Below are 17,163 nucleotides of genomic sequence, written 5' to 3' on the forward strand. Positions count from 1 at the left end.
CCGTTGTCGCGGCGGCACATCAGCACCGGTTCCCCTTTCGAGGCGCAGATTGGCTATAGCCGTGCAGTTGTCGTGGACGGCTGGGTCTTTGTCGCCGGAACGACCGGCTATGATTATGCCACCATGACAATGCCGGACACGATCACCGACCAGTGCCGCAACACGCTGGCGACGATCGCGTCTGCCTTGGGTGATGCGGGGTGCACGCTCGATGATGTGGTGCGCGTGACATACATTGTGCCTGACGCCGCCGAATGGCCCGCATGCTGGCCGATTGTTGCGGCTGCCTTTGCCTCTGCGCGGCCCGCTGCCACCATGATATCGGCGGGTCTGCAGGATCCCGCCATGAAGATCGAGATCGAAGTCACGGCCCGCGTTCCGGCCTGACAGGTCTGGACCTTCGCGCCCTGATGGTGCATGACAAGGCAACTTCAGCGGAGACGCAACATGGGCCTTGGTCACTCTATCAAACGCATCTTTACATGGTGGGACGGCCAGACCTATGGCACCCAATTGTGGACATCCCGCAAGGGGTTGCGCGTCGGTGAAGATGCGCAGGGCAATATCTATTACCGCAACGCCGACGACAGCCGCCGCTGGGTGATCTATAACGGCGAGATCGAAGGGTCGCGGGTCAGCCCCGAATGGCATGGCTGGCTGCACCACACATGGGACGAGCCGCCGACCGAGGCGCCTTTGCCGCGCAAGGCTTGGGAAAAGCCGCACCAGCCGAACCTGACCGGAACGATGGCGGCTTATGCGCCCGCCGGATCGATCCGGCGCGTGGTCCCCGCTGATCGCAAGGATTACGAAGCCTGGACGCCGGAATAGGGCAGGGCCAGGACGTGATACGTCAGTTTGCGACCAGTCTTTGTCTGTTGCTGGCGGCCCCCGTCGCCGCACAAGAGATCGTGTCGGGGATCGGTGGCGAAATCCGCGTGCTGGACAAGCTGACGGGGGTGGTCACGGACCTTGCGCTGGCGAATGGCCAGACCGAAAGCGTTGGCGCCTTGTCGGTCATGCTGGGCGATTGCCGTTATCCGTCCGACAATGTGGCGGCCGAAGGCTATGCGCGGCTGGTGATCCACTTTCGCGATGGCGTGACACCGATTTTTGCGGGCTGGATGCTGGCGTCGTCGCCTGCGCTGAATGCGCTGGACCACCCGCGCTATGATGTCTGGCTGTTACGGTGCAGGACATCGTCGGACGAAGGCACCGCCACCGAAAACGAGGCGGATTGAGCGACCGCCGCTGCCAACTGCCTGTGATACTGCGCGCGCGGGATTTCCACCGCGCCAAGGCTGGCCAGATGCGGCGTCAGGAATTGCGTGTCGAACAGCATAAATCCGCCTTGGCGCAGCATGTCGACCAGATAGGCCAGCGCCACTTTTGACGCATCCGTTGCACGGCTGAACATGCTTTCGCCAAAGAACGCAGCGCCGATGCAGATGCCGTAGACTCCGCCCACCAGCCTGTCGTCCTGCCAGACCTCGACCGCATGGGCGTGGCCTTGGTCGTGCAGGGCGATATAGATCTCGCGGATGGTGGGGTTGATCCATGTCTCGGGCCGGTCGGCGCAGCCATCGACCACATCGGCAAAGGCGGTATCGATCGTGACCCGGAACGTGCCACGCCGGATCGTGCGCGCAAGGCTACGGCTGATGCGGAACCGGTCCAGAGGAAAAACCCCGCGCAACCGCGGATCGACCCAGAAAATATCGGGGTCGTCGCGGCTTTCGGACATCGGGAACACCCCCAGACGATAGGCTTGCAGCACAAGCGCTGGCGTCAGGGGAATGTCCGTGTCCCGCACGGTCAGGACAGGTGGGTTTCCAGCCAGTGTTCCAGCCAGTGGATGTTGTAATCCCCCGACTGCACTGCGGGTTCGGCCAGCAGCGCATGGAACAATGGGATGGTCGTGTCCACGCCATCGACGATCAATTCGCCCAAGGCACGCCCCAGACGCGCCAGCGCCTCTGGCCGGTCGCGGCCATGCACGATCAGCTTGCCGATCAGGCTGTCGTAATAGGGCGGAATGCGATAGCCGTCATAAAGCGCGCTGTCCATTCGCACGCCCAAGCCCCCGGGTGCATGGTATTGCGTGATCGTGCCGGGGCAGGGTGCGAAATTCGGCAGCTTTTCGGCGTTGATCCGCACCTCGATGGCATGGCCGTTGATCTTCAGATCGTCTTGCGTGAACGACATCGGCAGACCGGAGGCCACGCGCAGCTGTTCGCGCACCAGATCGACGCCAAAGATCGCCTCGGTCACGGGATGTTCGACCTGCAGGCGGGTGTTCATCTCGATGAAATAGAATTCGTCGTTCTCGAAGAGGAATTCGATCGTGCCCGCGCCGATATAGTTGATCTTGGCAACGGCATCCGCACAGACCTTGCCGATGCGCGCGCGCAATTCGGGGGTGATGACGGGACCTGGGGCTTCCTCGAACACTTTCTGGTGGCGGCGTTGCAGCGAACAGTCACGCTCGCCCAAGTGTACAGCATTGCCCTTGCCATCGCCGAACACCTGAATCTCGATATGGCGCGGCGTGGTCAGGTATTTCTCGATATAGACTTCGTCATTGCCAAAGGCGGCTTTCGCCTCGGAGCGTGCGGAATGAAAGGCTTTTTCCATGTCAGCGGCGGTCTGCGCCACTTTCATGCCGCGCCCGCCGCCACCGGCCGTGGCCTTGATGATGACGGGATAGCCGACCTCTTCGCCGATGCGTTGGGCATCTTTCAGCGTCGGTACGCCACCGTCCGATCCGGGCACGCAAGGCACGCCAAGTGCCTTCATCGTGTCCTTGGCGGTGATCTTGTCACCCATGATGCGGATATGTTCGGCGGTGGGGCCGATGAAGGTCAGGCCGTGGTCTTCGACCGCCTGCACAAAGGCCGCGTTTTCCGACAAAAAGCCGTAACCGGGGTGGATCGCCTGCGCGCCGGTGATCTCACAGGCCGAGATGATCGCCGGAAACGACAGATAGCTTTGCGCCGAAGACGGGGGGCCGATGCAGATCGCCTCGTCGGCCATGCGCACATGCATCGCGTCGCTGTCGGCGGTGGAATGCACCGCCACGGATTTCACGCCCATTTCGCGGCAGGCGCGTACGACACGCAGGGCGATTTCGCCCCGGTTCGCAATCAGGATTTTTTCAAACATCGCAGCCTCTATTCGATGATGACAAGAGGTGCGCCGAATTCGACCGCACCACCGTCTTCGACGAGAATGCGTCTGATGGTCCCTGCGCGCGGGGCGGGGATGTGGTTCATCGTTTTCATCGCTTCGATGATCAGGATCGTGTCACCTTCGCGCACGGTCTGGCCGATGGTCACAAAAGGTGCCGCAGCCGGTTCTGGCGCCATGTAAACGGTGCCTACCATCGGCGATGTCACAGCACCCGGATGGCTGGCGGGGTCGGTATTTGCGCTGGCGGCGGGTGCCGCGGCGGCGGCAGGTGCAGCAGTCAACGGTGCTGCGGCGGGCGCGCTGGCCTGTACCATGGTCTGGGTGTGGCGGCTGACGCGCACGTTCAGGCTGTCGTTTTCGCCGTAGTCCCGCTTGACCTGCAATTCTGTCAGATCGTTCTGGCGCAGCAATTCGGCCAGCGCCTGGATAAAGCTGACGTCGCTATCGTGGGAGGTTTTATTGCTCATCTGTTCCTCGGCCCGTTGCCCATCGTTCGTGACCCGCTTGTTGCGGGCTTTTCACATCCTGTCCGCTTATAGGGTAAGCGGACCATGGTGGGAAGCGGCAGAGGCGCAAAATGCGCAACCTAGCGTCAACGACCTACAATTCCTGCGGTTTCGTTTCGGGCAAGGGCAGGGCGGTGCTGTCGTCTTCGGGCTTGTCGGCAGGCAACATGGGCATGCCATAGGGCCGCAGGACGCGGTCGTCGGGCAGGATTTCGGCGGGGTCTTCGGCAAAGCCACCATCCTGCAAACGTGCTGCCACCGCCTGTGCCACAAACGGGCGTTCGGGTGGCAAGGTGGCCGGTGCCTGTGCCGATCTGACCGGCGCGACCATCGTATCGGGAAGCTGCCGGGCTTGGGCGGCATAGGGCATTGCGGCAGGTGATGTGGGCGTCAGATGCAGTGACGGGTCCATGGCGATCATCCATCAATGAAAAACTGTCACCATCAGAATCCGCTTTGAAGGTCACCAAAAGGTTAAGCCCGCCGGATGAAATGCGATGCATTTTAGGCAATGCCTTCCCAGCTTTTGTCAATGTGTGACCGAAGCATGTAAATCTTGTAAAAGAAACGGCGCCGTTCCAGATTGCGGCAACAGCAGCGCTTCGGGAACCAGATGACCACACACCGCATGACCGGCACACGGATTCGCGAAAAGCGGCTTGATCTGGGCCTGCGGCAGGCTGCAGTGGCGCAGGCCGTGGGTATATCGCCGTCCTATCTGAACCTGATCGAACACAACCGCCGCCCGATCGGGGGCAAGCTTCTGGCCGATCTGGCGCGCGCGCTGGGGGTTGATCCCTCCGGCCTTGCGGGTGGTGCGGACCGCGACCTGCTGGACCAGCTGCACAGTGCCGCGACCCTTGCCGGTGACAAGGCCGAGGTGGCGCGCGCGGAAGAATTCGTCGCGCGGTTTCCGGGCTGGGCGGGGTTGATCGCGGTGCAGGCGCGCCGGATGGCGGCGCTGGAGGAACGCGTGGGCGCCCTGACCGACCGCATGGCACATGACCCGTTTCTGGCCACGGCCCTGCATGATGTGATCTCAGCAGTGACCGCGATCCGATCGACCGCCGCGATCCTTGTCAGTCAGGAACAGATCGACGCCGACTGGCAGCGCCGTTTCCACGAAAACATCCACACCGACAGCCTGCGGCTTGGTAAAAGCAGCGAAGCGCTGGTCGCCTATCTGGATGCGCCCGCCGATGCTAACCTGTCGTCCGAGACGCCGATGGGGCAGGTCGATGCCTTTCTGGCGCAGAACGGCTATCACCTGCCGGGTCTTGAGGGCGGCACGGCCAGCCCTGACGATATCGTCGCACTTGCGGGGCTGACGGGGGTGGCGGCGGGTTTGCTGGCAGGCATATGTCGGCAATATGCCCAAGATGCGCGCGCTTTGCCGCTGGCGGCGTTCGAAAAGGCCGCTGTCGGGTGTGGCTACGACCCCGCACTGCTTGCCGCGCAATGTGGTGTCGATTTCGCCACGGTCCTGCGGCGGCTGTCCTGTCTGCCACCGGATGCAGGCCATCCGCCGATGGGCCTTGCCGTCTGCGATGCGGCGGGGGCGGTGGTCTATCTTAAACCTGTGCCGGGCTTTGCGCTGCCTATGACTGGCGGGGCCTGCCCGCTCTGGCCGCTGTTCGGCGCGCTGAGCCGCCCCAGCCAGCCGCTGCGCGCCGAGGCGATCCTGCCGGGCCCTGCGGCGCAACGCCTGCTGTGCTATGCCATCGCGGTGCCGATTGCTGTGCATCATTTCGACGTGCCCCCCGTGCTGCGCAGCACCATGCTGGTGCTGCCCGACATGGCGCAGGATACGGCCACCCCCGTGCCGGTCGGGATCACCTGCCGCATCTGTCCGCGCAGCGCCTGCCCCAGCCGCCGCGAGCCTGCGATCATCGGGACGGCAACTGCGCTTTGACAGCCTGCACCGAAAGGGTGATAGTCGGCGCCAAGGGGAGGCTGCGCGTCAGCGTGGTGAAATATGGGGAGGCGATGAGATGGGCAAACGCGTCCTTCTGATCGAGGATGAGCCGAACATCATCGAAGCGATCGGATTCATCCTGTCGCGCGACGGCTGGACTGTGCACACGCATCAGGACGGCCAGACCGCCATGGCCAAGGTTCTGGCGTTGCCGCCGGACATGATCATCCTTGATGTGATGCTGCCCGGGCGCAGCGGTTTCGAGATCCTGCGCGAATTGCGCAGCACGGATGTAACCCGCGATATTCCCGTGATGATGCTGACCGCGCGCGGGCAGGACAAGGACCGCGACCTTGCGCTGCGGCTGGGGGCCAACCATTTCATGACAAAGCCCTTTTCCAACAGCGCCATGCGCGACTATGTCCGCGCCATGATGGACGCATGAAACCGCCCGCAAAACTGCCGGTGTTTCTGGAACGGGCCAGTTACCGGCAGCGGCGGCTGGGCGATGCGGCACGGTTTCTGCCGCTTTTGGGGGCGGTGTTGTGGCTGATCCCGCTTTTGTGGGCGTCCGACGGGCCGGATGCACCGTCGCAAGCGGGGATGGTCGTTTATATCTTTGTGATCTGGCTGGTCTTGATCGTGCTGTCGGCAGTGCTGTCGCGGCTCTTGCCTGATACAGACCAGCCATCCGACGACGCGCGGCGCTGATGGTTTCCTTCAATATCCTGATCCTTGTCGCGCTGAGCTATGTGGCGGCGCTGTTCTGGGTGGCGTTTCTGGCCGAACGGCGTGCGGCGGCAGGCAAGGGGAACTGGCTGCGCTCGCCTGTCATCTACACGCTTTCGCTTAGCATCTATTGCACGGCATGGACGTTTTACGGCGCGGTCGGCTATGCGGCGCGTTCCGGGCTGGAATTCGTGACGATCTATCTGGGCCCGACGCTGGTGATGGTGGGCTGGTGGTGGATCTTGCGGCGGCTGGTGCGGATCGGGCGGGCGCAACGGATCACGTCGATCGCCGACCTGATCTCGTCGCGCTTTGGCAAGTCGCGCAGGCTGGGCGCGCTGGTCACGCTGATCGCGGTTGTCGCTGCCACGCCTTACATCGCGCTACAGATCCAGTCGGTCACACTGTCACTGGCCGTTTTCGCCGAGAACGAAGGCGCAGCCTGGACCGATGGCGATTTCGCGCGCGCGGCGATGTGGTTTGCGGCGGGGCTTGCGGTTTTTACCATCCTGTTCGGCACCCGCAATCTGGATGCCAATGAGCGCCACCACGGGATCGTCATGGCCATCGCGGTCGAGGCGGTGGTCAAGCTGTTTGCGCTAATCGCGGTCGGTGTGTTCGTTGTCTGGGGGCTGGGCGGTGGGCCTGTGCAGATGATGGCGCGGATCGACGCCGCCGACCTTGACCTTTGGGATCAGGATGCAAGCCGGTGGTTCGGGCTGATTTTCGTATCGGCGGCGGCCTTCATCTGCCTGCCGCGGATGTTTCAGGTCATGGTGGTGGAAAACGACGACGAAGCCCATCTGCGCATGGCCAGTTGGGCGTTTCCGGCCTATCTGTTCGCGATGAGCCTGTTTGTCGTGCCCATCGCCGTGGTGGGGCTCGACATGATGCCCGCAGGCAGCAACCCTGATCTTTTCGTGCTGACGATTCCTTTAAGTCAGGGCGCCAACAGTCTGGCAATGTTGTCTTTTCTGGGTGGCTTTTCGTCCGCCACATCCATGGTGATCGTCGCGACCATCGCGCTGGCCACGATGGTGTCCAACCATATTGTCGTGCCTTTGTGGTTTGCGCTGCAGGACGACCAGCGCGGGGCGATGTCGGGTGATGTGCGCCAGCTGACGCTGCTGGCGCGGCGGCTGTCGATCGCAGGGGTGCTGGCGCTGGGGTTCGTCTATTACCGCCTGTCTGGCGGGGGGACGGCGCTGGCGGCGATCGGGCTGATTTCTTTTGCCGGATCGGTGCAGGTGCTGCCCGCGCTGATCGGCGGGATCTTCTGGCGCGGGGCCACGCGGCCTGCGGCGGCGGCGGGTCTGCTGACGGGGCTGGTCGTCTGGCTCTGGACGATGTTCCTGCCAAGCTTTGGCCCGGGGGCGGTCATTCCTGCTGCTGTCTTTGCCCAAGGACCCTTCGGGATCGGCTGGCTGCGCCCTGAAGCCCTGTTCGGGATCGGCGGGATCGATCCGCTGGTGCATGGTATCCTGTGGTCGATGTTGCTGAACAGCGCGGCCTTTATCGGCGTGTCGCTGGTGACCTTCCCTTCGCCGCTCGAACGGCTGCAAGGCGCGCAATTCGTCAATGTCTTTGACCATTCCACCGGCACGCGCACATGGTCGCGCCCTGTGGCCGATGCCGAGGATCTGCTCTTGATGTCCCAGCGCATCATCGGCCGGACCGAGGCACAGCGCATTTTTGCTCGCGAAGCCACGCGCCAGGGCACGCCCGGCCAGTTGCCAAAAGCCACACCCGATTTCATCGCGCGGCTGGAACGCGAACTGGGCGGGTCCGTGGGGGCCGCGACCGCCCATGCGATGATCGGGCAGTTGACGGGGGGCAGCGGGGTGTCGGTCGAGGACCTGATCGCCGTGGCCGACGAGGCGGCGCAGATCCTTGAATATTCCAACCGGCTCGAGGCGAAATCCGCCGAACAGGAAGCGACCGCGCGCGCCCTGCGCGACGCCAATGCCAAGCTGACGGCGCTGTCGATCCAGAAAGACGCGTTTCTGAGCCAGATCAGCCATGAATTGCGCACGCCGATGACCTCGATCCGGTCGTTTTCGGAAATCTTGCGCGACGATGATCTCTCTGCCGAGGATCGTAACCGCTATGCGGGGATCATTCTGGACGAATCGATCCGCTTGTCGCGGTTGCTGGATGATCTCTTGGACCTGTCGGTGCTGGAAAACGGGCAGGTCGTGCTCCGCCCGCAATCGGGGCGGCTGTCGGCGCTGCTTGACCGGGCCATTGCGGCGGCCGGTCTGCACGAGCGCAACCTGATCATCCACCGTGACCGCGACGCCGAGGATATCGAGATCAATGCCGATCTTGACCGGCTGGTGCAGGTATTCATCAACCTCATTTCCAACGCGGCAAAGTATTGCGACGCCAAGACCCCCGCGCTGACGATCCGCGTCAGCCGTGCAAAAGGCCAGCATCGGATCGATTTTCTGGACAACGGTATCGGGATTGCGGCGCAGAATCAGGAACTGATCTTCGAGAAATTCTCGCGCCTTGCCGACGAATCGAAAGCTGGAGGCGCGGGCCTTGGCCTTGCCATCTGCCGCGAGATCATGCACCGCCTGCAAGGCGATATCACCTATCTGCGCGGCACCTCCGGCACGGCATTTCGTGTGACCCTGCCCATGGTGTCCGAACCGGTTGCATCTTAGCGGAAAAGTAACGTCTGGCGGCCTATCTAGGGGCAGACCCAAGGCAGGCGCATGACTGACAGCTCACATATCTCCATTCTGCGGCGAATGGCGGGGCAGGCCGTTGGCACGCCGCCTGTCAGCCCGCTGACCACGTCGCGCGCGGTGCGGCTGGCGCTGGTCAAGGCGGCGACCGATCCGGCGGGGCTGGTGCTGCGGGTGGCCAGCACGGCGGATGACGTGGGGCGGCTTGATGATCTGTTGGGCGGGCTTGACGCGGGGCTGATGCTGGTCGGGCTGGACCGGCAAGGGCAGCTGGTGGGTTTCGTCGCGATCGACACGCAGCTGCGCGCTGCCGTGGTCGAGGTGCAGACGACAGGCCGCCTGATCGATCAGGCCGCTGATGACCGCCCTGCCACAGGCACCGACAAGGCGCTTTGCGATCCGTTACTTGCGGCCTTTCTGACTGCCTTGCCGCCGGCCGTGACGGGCACCGCCTATGAAGGCTGGGTCGATGGCGTCACCCCCGGCGACAGGCTGGCCGACAGCCGGCTTGCGGGGTTGCTGCTGGCTGATGGCGATTACCGCGTTCTGCGGATGACTGTCGAGCTTGGCACGGGCGACCGGCGGGGCGAGGTGATGCTGGCCCTGCCGGTGCAGGCGGTCGCCCCCGCGCCAGAAGCGCCCGCACCAGCGGTGGATTGGGACACGGCCTTCACCGCAGCAGTGCAGGACGCGCCTGCGTCGCTCACTGCGCGGTTGCACCGGTTCAAGATGCCGCTGGGGCAGGCGCAATCGTTGCAAGTGGGGCAGGTGGTGCCGCTGCCCGGCTGCACCGTCAATTCCGTGCGGCTGATCGCGCCCGACGGGCGCTGCGTGGCACAGGCGAAACTGGGGCAACTGGCCGGACACCGCGCCGTGCGGATCGAACTGGCCCCCGGGAAGGACATGGACGATCTGCTCGGCAGTAGCCTCGCTTTGCCAGAGGTTGCCTTTTCCTTTGGCGATACCGGTGAAAACGAGATTCTTGAGGGGGTCTAGCCCGCCCTGTTCAGACGTGTCCCGAGATGCGAGGTTTGGATCAAGTCATTGTCGTAAATCATGAAATTCAAGGATAATTGTCACGCCTCCGATTTGATGGTTCCTTTTGCGGCATCATCTTTGCGGAGTATCGGTGATGAAATTCTTTCTTGTCGCAACGCTTGCCCTGACCGGTCTGGTTGTTGTCACCCTAGTGGTAGGCGCGGCGCTGCCTGCCACGCGTGCAGGGACAGTCACCCGCGATCTGCAGGCGCCGATGGAGATTGTGCACAGCACGATCCGCGACATCGCCCGCCAGCCGGACTGGCGCGCAAACATCGCCGCGATCGCGCCCGGACCGGACGGCACATGGACCGAGATCACGCAAAGCGGCGAGCGTATCACCTTTCGCCTGACCGAGGTTCAGCCTACGCGGATCGCGCTTTTTTTCGAAAGCACGCGGGGATATACTGGTCAGTGGCAGGCCGATCTGACCACGACGGATGCGGGCGGCACGCGGTTGACGGTGACCGAACAGGCCACCACCCCGTCGCCGCTGGGGCGGGTCCTGTCGAGGTTGTTCTTTGATCCAAAGGCTTTTGCCGCAGCCTATCTTGACGAACTGGGCGCCGAAACCGCGCGCCGCAGCCTTGATCGGGGGAACCCATGACCGCAAAGCCAAAACGCCCCACAGACTGGCGCAAGCGCTTTGACAGCGCAAAACCGCCAAAAACCGTGCTGCTGCACACCGATTTCGCGGGGATCAAGGCGGGCAGCGTCATGTATATCGGATCGCCCGGCGTGTTCGCGAACTACATCGCGCGTGTCCCGCAAGGCGAGACACGCACGATCAGCCGGATGCGCAACGAACTCGCCCGCCGCAACGATGCGGTAGCGACCTGTCCGGTAACGACCGCGATCTATCTAAAGGTGGTGGCCGAAGTCGCCTTGGACGACATGGCGCAAGGCAAACCGAGTGACGCCGTGGTGCCGTTCTGGCGGGTGATTGAACCCGGCAGCAAGATCGCGCAACGTTTGTCCTGCGATGACCGTGTGATTGCGGATTTGCGGGCGATAGAGGCGGGCCATCGGGCCTAATAAGAATGCACGCCTTATTTGCCTGACAAAAGGAAAAGCCGACGATGCCCACCATTCCCACGCTAACAACAGCGCGACTGCGACTGCGTGCGATGACCTTTGACGACTGGAGCGCTTATTGCGCACTGATGACCTCTGAACGGGCGCATCATGTGGGCGGGCCGTTTTCCGTCAGCACCTCTTGGGGCATGTTCTGCGCCGACCATGCGCAATGGGACATGTTCGGCTGCGGTGCCTTGATGGTTGATGACCGCGTGACTGGCCTCTGCGCGGGACAGGTGGCGATCAACGCAGGGCTGTTGTTTCCTGAACATGAGATCGGATGGATGGTCTATCCCGACCAAGAGGGGCGGGGCATCGCATTCGAGGCGGCAACCGCCCTGCGCGACTGGGCGGCAAGTGTGAGGGGGCTGAAAACACTGGTCAGTTATGTCGATCCAGCGAACGTCCGATCCCGCAGGCTTGCGGAACGGATGGGCGCGACGCTGGATGACACAGCGTCACGCCCTGATCCCGATGATCTGGTGTATCGGCACTTCGGCTGAGGTGCCTTACCCCTTCGCCAGCATATCCAGCTGCCCGCGCATCCCGCCAAGGTCGTAGCCTGCCTGTGCGGTGGCCGCGATGATCGCGTCGGTCGGCATCTTGCCTGCTTGCCCCAGCGACCACACGATCGAGGACCGCGTGCCGGATGCGCAATAGGCAAGCGTCGGCCCCGACGAGGCGTCGGCTGCGGCCATCTGCGTATTGACCATCTCCATGTTCAGCCCCTGATGGGTCACGGGATTGATGGCAAAAGCGATCCCCGCCGCCTCGGCCGCGGCGCGGATGGCGTCGGCCTGATGCGAAGGGGGCACTTCGGCATCGGGCCGGTTGCAGATGATCGTGGTGAAACCGGCTGCGGCGATGGCGGGGATATCCGCCACATCAATCTGGGGCGAAACCGCGTAATCGGGGGTGATGTGTCGGATATCCATGATCGTCCTCTTAAGTTGCTGGGATGGCGCGGTCGAAACGGACCCGCAGCCCCGGTGTCAGCATCATACCTGCCAGCATCGCGACCAGAAAGACAAGACCACCCGCGCCGCCATAGCTGAGCGAGGCAATCGCAGGCCCGGGGCACAGCCCGGCCAGACCCCAGCCCGCGCCGAACATCGTCGATCCGATCACAAGGTTCCGCCCGATCCGCGGCTCGGGTGGTGTCGGAAAGGCCGCCGCCAGCACCGGCTTGCGCCCGATGGTGAACCGCCATGCGATCGCCATAGGGATGATCGCGCCGCCCATCACAAAGGCCAGCGTCGGGTCCCAGTCGCCGAAGACATCCAGCCAGCCCTGCACCTTGGTGGTGTCGGTCATGCCCGAAATCAGCAGGCCCAGCCCGAAAATGCCGCCCGTCAGGAAAGAAACAAAAGCGCGCATCAGATCACCCCCAGCACATGTTTGAACAGGACCATCGTCAGACCGCCTGCGCCGATATAGAACGCCGTCGCCACGATGCCCCGCAGCGACAGCCGCGAAATCCCGCAGACCCCGTGGCCTGAAGTGCAGCCATTGGCCAGCCGCGTGCCGATGCCTACCAAGAGGCCCGCCGCGATGATGACGATCCAGTTGCCGGTCAAGTGCGTTTCCGACCCTCCGATGGCCGCTGCGGCGATGGCGGGAACGAGGACCAGCCCCGCCAGCATCGCCGCACGTTCCTGCCAGTCACTGCGCCCGCTGCCATCGACCAGCCCGCCGATGATGCCAGAGGCCCCCATGACGCGCCCGTTCACCAGCAGGAACAAGGCCCCTGCCATCCCGATCAGCCCGCCGCCGATCAGGCCCATGATCCAGTCTTGTTGCATTGTCTTTCCTTACTTTTTCACGATCAAAGCTGGTTGATCGGCACTTTGAAATAGCGCGCGCCGTTGTCTTCAGGTTCGGGCAGGTTGCCTGCGCGCATGTTGGTCTGCAGCGATGGCAGGATCAGCCGGGGCATGCCCAGTTGTGCGTCGCGCGTGGTGCGCATCGACACGAAATCCTCCAGCGGTTTGCCCGCACCCACGTGGATATTCATCGCCTTCTGTTCACCCACCGTGGTTTCCCATGCGAATTCATCGCGGCCGGGGGCTTTGTAGTCATGGCCCACGAAAATCCGTGTCTCGTCGGGCAGGGCGAGGATTTTCTGGATCGAATTGTAAAGATCCGTCGCCGACCCGCCGGGGAAATCGCAGCGCGCGGTGCCGAAATCGGGCATGAACAGCGTGTCGCCGACAAAGGCCGCATCGCCAACCACATAGGTCAGGCAGGCAGGCGTATGGCCGGGCGTGTGCAGCACATCGGCGCGCATCTGCCCGATGTGGAACGTGTCGCCTTCCTTGAACAGTGCGTCGAACTGCGACCCGTCGCGCTGGAATTCGGTGCCTTCGTTGAAGATCTTGCCAAATGTGTCCTGCACGATGGTGATATTGGACCCGATCCCGATCTTGCCGCCCAGATGCTGTTGCAGATAGGGGGCGGCAGACAGATGGTCGGCGTGCACATGGCTTTCGAGGATCCACGCGACCGTCAGCCCCTGATCCTTGACCCAAGCGATAATCGCGTCGGCCGAGGTCGTATCGGTGCGGCCTGCGGCGGGGTCGTAATCCAGCACGCTGTCAACAATCGCGCAGGCGCTACCCTGTGGTTCGCGCACCACGTAGGAAATCGTGTTGGTGGCTTCATCGAAGAAGGCTTTGACTTCTGGTTTCATGTTGATTCTCCTTTGCAGACATATAATAAGGGTTCCTGAAAACATTTCAATGTTGAAATGTGTAAAAAATGCGCGTAGGATGAGGCCATGAGCCAAGCAATCGATTTTCAACTGGACCCGATGGATGCCGCAGCGAACGAGGCGGCGGACTTGCTCAAGGCGTTGTCCAATCCGGGGCGCCTGCGCATTTTGTGCGCCTTGGTGCCCGGTGAAATGTCCGTGGGCGAGCTCGAAACAGCCCTTGGCGCCAGCCAGTCCTATGTGTCAGGCCAGCTTTTGCGTTTGCGCAACGAAGGTCTGGTATCGTGCACGCGTGACGGGCGCAGCATCCGCTATCAACTGGCGGACCCGCGTGTGCGCCCGCTCTTGGAACGCATCTACGAGATTTTCTGCCCCGCCGTGTAAGCAGCAAGCTCCGCGCGGGCGACCTGCCTGCGGTGTACGGCATCCGGCCCGTCTGCCAGCCGCAAGGTGCGCAGATGCGTCCATTGCCGCGCGAGCGGCGTGTCCTGCGACACGCCCGCAGCCCCGAACATCTGCACCGCCATGTCGGTGATTTTCAGCGCCACGGCGGGGGCCACGACCTTGATCTGGCTGATCCACGGGGCAGCGGCACGTTTGTCGCCTTGGTCCATCATCCACGCCGCCTTGAGGCAGAGAAGGCGCGCCTGTTCGATCTCCATCCGCGCGGTGGCGATCAGGTCGTAATTCTCGCCCAGTTCCGCCAGCGGTTTGCCGAAAGCCGCGCGGCTGACCGACCGTTCGCACATCAGCGCCAGCGCCTTTTCGGCCTGCCCGATGGCGCGCATGCAATGGTGGATACGGCCGGGGCCAAGGCGGCCTTGCGCGATCTCGAAGCCGCGCCCTTCACCCAGCAGCAGATGGTCGGCAGGAACACGGACATTGTCATAACGGAAATGCATGTGGCCGTGGGGGGCGTCGTCATGGCCGTACACCTCCATCGCGCGCAGTTTCACGATTCCGGGCGTATCGGCAGGGACCACGATCATCGAATGGCGCTGGTGCTTGGGCGCGTCATCGTTGGTGCGCACCATGACGATATGCACCGCGCAGCGCGGATCACCCGCGCCCGTCGCCCACCATTTCTGGCCGTTCAGTACATACGCGTCGCCGTCACGCACGCAGGTCATGGCGATATTGGTGGCGTCCGAGCTTGCCACATCGGGTTCGGTCATAAGATAGGCCGACCGGATTTCTCCCGCCATCAGCGGTTTCAGCCAGCGGTCTTTCATCGCGTCGGTACCGTAGCGCGCGAACACCTCCATATTGCCGGTGTCCGGCGCGTTGCAGTTGAACACTTCCGCCGCCAGATGGCTTTTGCCCATTTCCTCGGCCAGATAGGCATATTCGACGGTGTTCAGGCTGGGGCCATCGCGGAACGTGTCCCAGAAATTCCACAGGCCACGGTCGCGCGCCTTGGCCTTCAGCCCTTCCAGAATCTCGGTCTGGCGGGGGGTGAATTGCCAGCGGTCTCCGATATCGACCTCGGCCAGAAATGCCGTATCGAGCGGCGCGATCTCATCCGCGATCATCGCCTTGACGGCGGCAAGCACGGGTTTCAGCCGCGCGGTCTGTCCAAGATCCATGGTGATCCTCCCGTGACGTCATGGTGCATCGCACACGGGCCGTGTCAATCAACGGCTTGCGCTACTTGGCGTCACGTGGCCCTATCGGGGCATGACCGAGGCGGCGAAAGATATCGGCATGTCCCTTGCCACGCTGGACAGCACCCTGTCGGGGGCCGTGCCGGGGTTTGAGGATTTGCAAGAGGTTGCCAAATTCGGCACCGGCCAGTCCAACCCGACCTATCTGATCACGGCCGCCAGCGGGCGCTATGTGCTGCGCAGCAAACCGCCCGGCGACCTGCTGCCCTCTGCCCATGCGGTGGACCGCGAATTTCGCGTGATGCAGGCGCTGGCAAAGACAGCTGTGCCCGTGCCGCGCGTGCTGCATCTGGCCGATGCCGCCACATCCCCGAGCGGACGCGCGTTTTTCGTCATGGATTATCTGGACGGGCGCATTTTCTGGGACCCTGCCTTGCCGGAAGTGGCGCAGACGGACCGTGCCGCGATCTATGACGCGATGAACGCGGCCCTTGCGGCCTTGCACGATGTAGACGTCGCAGCCGTCGGCCTGTCGGATTTCGGCAAGCCCGGCAATTATTTCGCCCGCCAGCTGGACCGCTGGTCCCGCCAGTATCTGGCCAGCGTCGCCGAACCCAGCCCAGCGATGGCGCAGATCATCGCTTGGCTGGAACAAGAAATGCCGCCCGATGACGGGCAGGTGGCGCTGGTGCATGGCGACTGGCGGCTCGACAACATGATCTTTGCGCGGGACAAGCCGGACATTCTGGGCGTGCTGGATTGGGAATTGTCCACGTTGGGGCATCCGCTGGCGGACCTTGCCTATCAATGCATGCAATGGCGGCTGCCCAACGATGGCACGATGCGGGGCCTTGGCGGGATCGACCGCGCGGCCCACGGCCTGCCGACCGAGGCGGAGTATATTGCGGCCTATGTCGCGCGGCGCGGGCTGCCCGCGATCGACAACTGGGCCTTTTATCTGGTGTTTGCGTTTTTCAGGCTCGCTGCGATCCTTGCGGGCGTTGCGGCACGCGCCGATAGCGGCAATGCGTCAAACCCTGAACAGGCGCGCGTTTACGGGCAGGCCGTGCCGGTCCTTGCCGCGCTGGCCCTGCAGGTGACCCGTGACGGACCCTAGCCCAGCATGATTCCAAGGGCGACTGTCATCAGCCCTAGCACCGACACGAACAAAGCGCCGAGATTGACAGGCAGCACCTTGCCCAGACGGGCGCGCATTTCATCATCGGGCAGGTTCGCACGTTTCGCGCGCATGACCATGACGACGCTATAGCCGATCCCGATCAGGCCAAGCACCGACATCGCTGCACCGATCCAGATAACGATTTCCATCCTGCACCTCATTCGTTTTGCCTGCCCTAGCGTGGGGGCAGGCGTTGCGCAAGGGTTGCGGGTCCACAGACCACGGGCTAGGAAACTGCAACCCCGCAGGAGAGCGTCATGACCGATTCAATCATCGAAACCACATCCAATGTTGCCGCCGAGGAATTGCGCCAGTTCATCGAACGCTTCGAACGGCTGGAGGCCGAGAAAAAAGACATCGCCGACGCCCAGAAAGAGGTGATGGCCGAAGCCAAAGGGCGCGGCTACGACACCAAGGTCCTGCGCAAGATCATCGCGATCCGCAAACGCGACGCCAATGATCTGGCCGAGGAAGAAGCGGTGATGGACCTGTACATGTCGGCGCTGGGCATGTCCTGAGCCG

Annotated in this window: 24 protein-coding genes; 14 read left to right on the forward strand and 10 right to left on the reverse strand. The window is 63.1% G+C overall.

Annotated elements, in window-relative coordinates:
* Positions 1-3 precede the first annotated feature (3 nt).
* From VCK47_RS16930 to VCK47_RS16940, 3 genes are read left to right on the forward strand one after another with little or no spacing between them, the layout of a single operon-like run.
* Positions 4-387 carry a RidA family protein gene (locus VCK47_RS16930; RefSeq protein WP_322891320.1) on the forward strand — a complete coding sequence of 128 codons (384 nt, stop codon included), beginning with the start codon at positions 4-6 and terminating at the stop codon, positions 385-387.
* Positions 388-447: 60 nt separating this feature from the next.
* On the forward strand, positions 448-831 hold the full coding sequence (locus VCK47_RS16935; RefSeq protein ID WP_322891319.1) for an NADH:ubiquinone oxidoreductase subunit NDUFA12: 384 nt from the start codon (positions 448-450) through the stop codon (positions 829-831).
* A 14-nt stretch (positions 832-845) separates the two neighbouring features.
* Positions 846-1,241: a DUF2155 domain-containing protein gene (locus tag VCK47_RS16940; protein WP_322891318.1), complete on the forward strand. Its 396-nt coding sequence runs from the start codon at positions 846-848 to the stop codon at positions 1,239-1,241.
* On the opposite strand, the gene aat is transcribed toward VCK47_RS16940, so the two are convergent.
* From aat to VCK47_RS16960, 4 genes are all read right to left on the reverse strand, one after another.
* Positions 1,169-1,813, reverse strand: a complete 645-nt coding sequence (gene aat, locus VCK47_RS16945) for a leucyl/phenylalanyl-tRNA--protein transferase (RefSeq protein WP_322891317.1) — start codon at positions 1,811-1,813, stop codon at positions 1,169-1,171. The genes VCK47_RS16940 and aat overlap by 73 nt on opposite strands.
* A gap of 2 nt (positions 1,814-1,815) precedes the next feature.
* The gene (gene accC, locus VCK47_RS16950; protein WP_322891316.1) at positions 1,816-3,162 is read right to left on the reverse strand and encodes an acetyl-CoA carboxylase biotin carboxylase subunit; all 1,347 of its coding nucleotides are present in this window, start codon (positions 3,160-3,162) and stop codon (positions 1,816-1,818) included.
* Positions 3,163-3,170: 8 nt separating this feature from the next.
* A complete protein-coding gene (gene accB, locus VCK47_RS16955; RefSeq protein ID WP_322891315.1) occupies positions 3,171-3,656 on the reverse strand; it encodes an acetyl-CoA carboxylase biotin carboxyl carrier protein in 486 nt (161 codons plus the stop codon).
* Between the two features lie 133 nt (positions 3,657-3,789).
* Complete coding sequence (locus VCK47_RS16960) at positions 3,790-4,107, reverse strand: hypothetical protein (protein WP_322891314.1); 318 nt, start codon at positions 4,105-4,107, stop codon at positions 3,790-3,792.
* 201 nt (positions 4,108-4,308) lie between these two features.
* Between VCK47_RS16960 and VCK47_RS16965 the strand changes: the two genes are divergently transcribed.
* From VCK47_RS16965 to VCK47_RS17000, 8 genes are all read left to right on the forward strand, one after another.
* Positions 4,309-5,607 (forward strand): helix-turn-helix domain-containing protein, encoded by a 1,299-nt coding sequence (locus VCK47_RS16965; protein WP_322891313.1) that lies wholly within the window; start codon positions 4,309-4,311, stop codon positions 5,605-5,607.
* A gap of 79 nt (positions 5,608-5,686) precedes the next feature.
* A complete protein-coding gene (locus tag VCK47_RS16970) occupies positions 5,687-6,055 on the forward strand; it encodes a response regulator (protein ID WP_322891312.1) in 369 nt (122 codons plus the stop codon).
* Positions 6,052-6,321, forward strand: a complete 270-nt coding sequence (locus tag VCK47_RS16975; protein ID WP_322891311.1) for a hypothetical protein — start codon at positions 6,052-6,054, stop codon at positions 6,319-6,321. Before VCK47_RS16970 ends, VCK47_RS16975 begins: the two co-directional genes overlap by 4 nt.
* Positions 6,321-9,008: an ATP-binding protein gene (locus VCK47_RS16980; protein WP_322891310.1), complete on the forward strand. Its 2,688-nt coding sequence runs from the start codon at positions 6,321-6,323 to the stop codon at positions 9,006-9,008. Before VCK47_RS16975 ends, VCK47_RS16980 begins: the two co-directional genes overlap by 1 nt.
* A gap of 51 nt (positions 9,009-9,059) precedes the next feature.
* Positions 9,060-10,028: a FliM/FliN family flagellar motor switch protein gene (locus VCK47_RS16985; RefSeq protein WP_322891309.1), complete on the forward strand. Its 969-nt coding sequence runs from the start codon at positions 9,060-9,062 to the stop codon at positions 10,026-10,028.
* A 136-nt stretch (positions 10,029-10,164) separates the two neighbouring features.
* Positions 10,165-10,677, forward strand: a complete 513-nt coding sequence (locus tag VCK47_RS16990) for an SRPBCC family protein (protein WP_322891308.1) — start codon at positions 10,165-10,167, stop codon at positions 10,675-10,677.
* Entirely contained in the window at positions 10,674-11,105 is a 432-nt protein-coding gene (locus VCK47_RS16995) for a hypothetical protein (RefSeq protein WP_322891307.1), read from the forward strand. The genes VCK47_RS16990 and VCK47_RS16995 overlap by 4 nt, the downstream gene beginning before the upstream one ends.
* A 44-nt stretch (positions 11,106-11,149) precedes the next feature.
* Positions 11,150-11,650 carry a GNAT family N-acetyltransferase gene (locus VCK47_RS17000; protein ID WP_322891306.1) on the forward strand — a complete coding sequence of 167 codons (501 nt, stop codon included), beginning with the start codon at positions 11,150-11,152 and terminating at the stop codon, positions 11,648-11,650.
* A 6-nt stretch (positions 11,651-11,656) separates the two neighbouring features.
* Here the strand turns inward: VCK47_RS17000 and VCK47_RS17005 are convergent, their stop codons facing one another.
* The 4 genes from VCK47_RS17005 to VCK47_RS17020 are packed head-to-tail and all read right to left on the reverse strand — an operon-like array spanning position 11,657 to position 13,836.
* Entirely contained in the window at positions 11,657-12,082 is a 426-nt protein-coding gene (locus VCK47_RS17005) for a TIGR01244 family sulfur transferase (RefSeq protein WP_322891305.1), read from the reverse strand.
* A 10-nt stretch (positions 12,083-12,092) separates the two neighbouring features.
* A complete protein-coding gene (locus VCK47_RS17010; protein ID WP_322891304.1) occupies positions 12,093-12,524 on the reverse strand; it encodes a DUF6691 family protein in 432 nt (143 codons plus the stop codon).
* On the reverse strand, positions 12,524-12,949 hold the full coding sequence (locus VCK47_RS17015) for a YeeE/YedE family protein (protein ID WP_322891303.1): 426 nt from the start codon (positions 12,947-12,949) through the stop codon (positions 12,524-12,526). Before VCK47_RS17015 ends, VCK47_RS17010 begins: the two co-directional genes overlap by 1 nt.
* A 23-nt stretch (positions 12,950-12,972) precedes the next feature.
* Entirely contained in the window at positions 12,973-13,836 is an 864-nt protein-coding gene (locus VCK47_RS17020; protein ID WP_322891302.1) for an MBL fold metallo-hydrolase, read from the reverse strand.
* 87 nt (positions 13,837-13,923) lie between these two features.
* Between VCK47_RS17020 and VCK47_RS17025 the strand changes: the two genes are divergently transcribed.
* Positions 13,924-14,241 carry a metalloregulator ArsR/SmtB family transcription factor gene (locus VCK47_RS17025; protein ID WP_322891301.1) on the forward strand — a complete coding sequence of 106 codons (318 nt, stop codon included), beginning with the start codon at positions 13,924-13,926 and terminating at the stop codon, positions 14,239-14,241.
* On the opposite strand, the gene VCK47_RS17030 is transcribed toward VCK47_RS17025, so the two are convergent.
* Positions 14,214-15,443 carry an acyl-CoA dehydrogenase family protein gene (locus VCK47_RS17030; RefSeq protein ID WP_322891300.1) on the reverse strand — a complete coding sequence of 410 codons (1,230 nt, stop codon included), beginning with the start codon at positions 15,441-15,443 and terminating at the stop codon, positions 14,214-14,216. The genes VCK47_RS17025 and VCK47_RS17030 overlap by 28 nt on opposite strands.
* A gap of 118 nt (positions 15,444-15,561) precedes the next feature.
* Here VCK47_RS17030 and VCK47_RS17035 point away from each other — a divergent pair, with 118 nt between their 5' ends.
* A complete protein-coding gene (locus VCK47_RS17035; protein WP_416236686.1) occupies positions 15,562-16,578 on the forward strand; it encodes a phosphotransferase in 1,017 nt (338 codons plus the stop codon).
* On the opposite strand, the gene VCK47_RS17040 is transcribed toward VCK47_RS17035, so the two are convergent.
* Positions 16,575-16,790 (reverse strand): hypothetical protein, encoded by a 216-nt coding sequence (locus tag VCK47_RS17040; RefSeq protein ID WP_322891298.1) that lies wholly within the window; start codon positions 16,788-16,790, stop codon positions 16,575-16,577. The genes VCK47_RS17035 and VCK47_RS17040 overlap by 4 nt on opposite strands.
* 108 nt (positions 16,791-16,898) lie before the next feature.
* On the opposite strand from VCK47_RS17040, the gene VCK47_RS17045 reads away from it, so the two are divergent.
* Positions 16,899-17,159: a DUF2312 domain-containing protein gene (locus VCK47_RS17045; RefSeq protein WP_087208023.1), complete on the forward strand. Its 261-nt coding sequence runs from the start codon at positions 16,899-16,901 to the stop codon at positions 17,157-17,159.
* The last annotated feature ends 4 nt before the right edge of the window (positions 17,160-17,163 follow it).

Source organism: Yoonia sp. 72, from assembly GCF_034652275.1.
In the GTDB taxonomy this organism is placed as follows: Bacteria; Pseudomonadota; Alphaproteobacteria; order Rhodobacterales; family Rhodobacteraceae; genus Yoonia.

What these genes read in the sequence shown, in the direction of transcription:
- VCK47_RS17000 (WP_322891306.1), top strand. Translation starts at nt 11,150, where the DNA reads ATGCCCACCATTCCCACGCTAACAACAGCGCGACTGCGACTGCGTGCG.
- VCK47_RS17045 (WP_087208023.1), top strand. Translation starts at nt 16,899, where the DNA reads ATGACCGATTCAATCATCGAAACCACATCCAATGTTGCCGCCGAGGAA.
- accC (WP_322891316.1), bottom strand. Translation starts at nt 3,162, where the DNA reads ATGTTTGAAAAAATCCTGATTGCGAACCGGGGCGAAATCGCCCTGCGT.
- VCK47_RS16990 (WP_322891308.1), top strand. Translation starts at nt 10,165, where the DNA reads ATGAAATTCTTTCTTGTCGCAACGCTTGCCCTGACCGGTCTGGTTGTT.
- VCK47_RS17040 (WP_322891298.1), bottom strand. Translation starts at nt 16,790, where the DNA reads ATGGAAATCGTTATCTGGATCGGTGCAGCGATGTCGGTGCTTGGCCTG.
- VCK47_RS17020 (WP_322891302.1), bottom strand. Translation starts at nt 13,836, where the DNA reads ATGAAACCAGAAGTCAAAGCCTTCTTCGATGAAGCCACCAACACGATT.
- VCK47_RS16995 (WP_322891307.1), top strand. Translation starts at nt 10,674, where the DNA reads ATGACCGCAAAGCCAAAACGCCCCACAGACTGGCGCAAGCGCTTTGAC.
- accB (WP_322891315.1), bottom strand. Translation starts at nt 3,656, where the DNA reads ATGAGCAATAAAACCTCCCACGATAGCGACGTCAGCTTTATCCAGGCG.
- VCK47_RS16980 (WP_322891310.1), top strand. Translation starts at nt 6,321, where the DNA reads ATGGTTTCCTTCAATATCCTGATCCTTGTCGCGCTGAGCTATGTGGCG.
- VCK47_RS16965 (WP_322891313.1), top strand. Translation starts at nt 4,309, where the DNA reads ATGACCACACACCGCATGACCGGCACACGGATTCGCGAAAAGCGGCTT.
- VCK47_RS17035 (WP_416236686.1), top strand. Translation starts at nt 15,562, where the DNA reads ATGTCCCTTGCCACGCTGGACAGCACCCTGTCGGGGGCCGTGCCGGGG.
- VCK47_RS16975 (WP_322891311.1), top strand. Translation starts at nt 6,052, where the DNA reads ATGAAACCGCCCGCAAAACTGCCGGTGTTTCTGGAACGGGCCAGTTAC.
- VCK47_RS16960 (WP_322891314.1), bottom strand. Translation starts at nt 4,107, where the DNA reads ATGGACCCGTCACTGCATCTGACGCCCACATCACCTGCCGCAATGCCC.
- VCK47_RS16985 (WP_322891309.1), top strand. Translation starts at nt 9,060, where the DNA reads ATGACTGACAGCTCACATATCTCCATTCTGCGGCGAATGGCGGGGCAG.
- VCK47_RS17015 (WP_322891303.1), bottom strand. Translation starts at nt 12,949, where the DNA reads ATGCAACAAGACTGGATCATGGGCCTGATCGGCGGCGGGCTGATCGGG.
- VCK47_RS16935 (WP_322891319.1), top strand. Translation starts at nt 448, where the DNA reads ATGGGCCTTGGTCACTCTATCAAACGCATCTTTACATGGTGGGACGGC.
- VCK47_RS17030 (WP_322891300.1), bottom strand. Translation starts at nt 15,443, where the DNA reads ATGGATCTTGGACAGACCGCGCGGCTGAAACCCGTGCTTGCCGCCGTC.
- VCK47_RS17005 (WP_322891305.1), bottom strand. Translation starts at nt 12,082, where the DNA reads ATGGATATCCGACACATCACCCCCGATTACGCGGTTTCGCCCCAGATT.
- VCK47_RS16970 (WP_322891312.1), top strand. Translation starts at nt 5,687, where the DNA reads ATGGGCAAACGCGTCCTTCTGATCGAGGATGAGCCGAACATCATCGAA.
- VCK47_RS17010 (WP_322891304.1), bottom strand. Translation starts at nt 12,524, where the DNA reads ATGCGCGCTTTTGTTTCTTTCCTGACGGGCGGCATTTTCGGGCTGGGC.
- VCK47_RS17025 (WP_322891301.1), top strand. Translation starts at nt 13,924, where the DNA reads ATGAGCCAAGCAATCGATTTTCAACTGGACCCGATGGATGCCGCAGCG.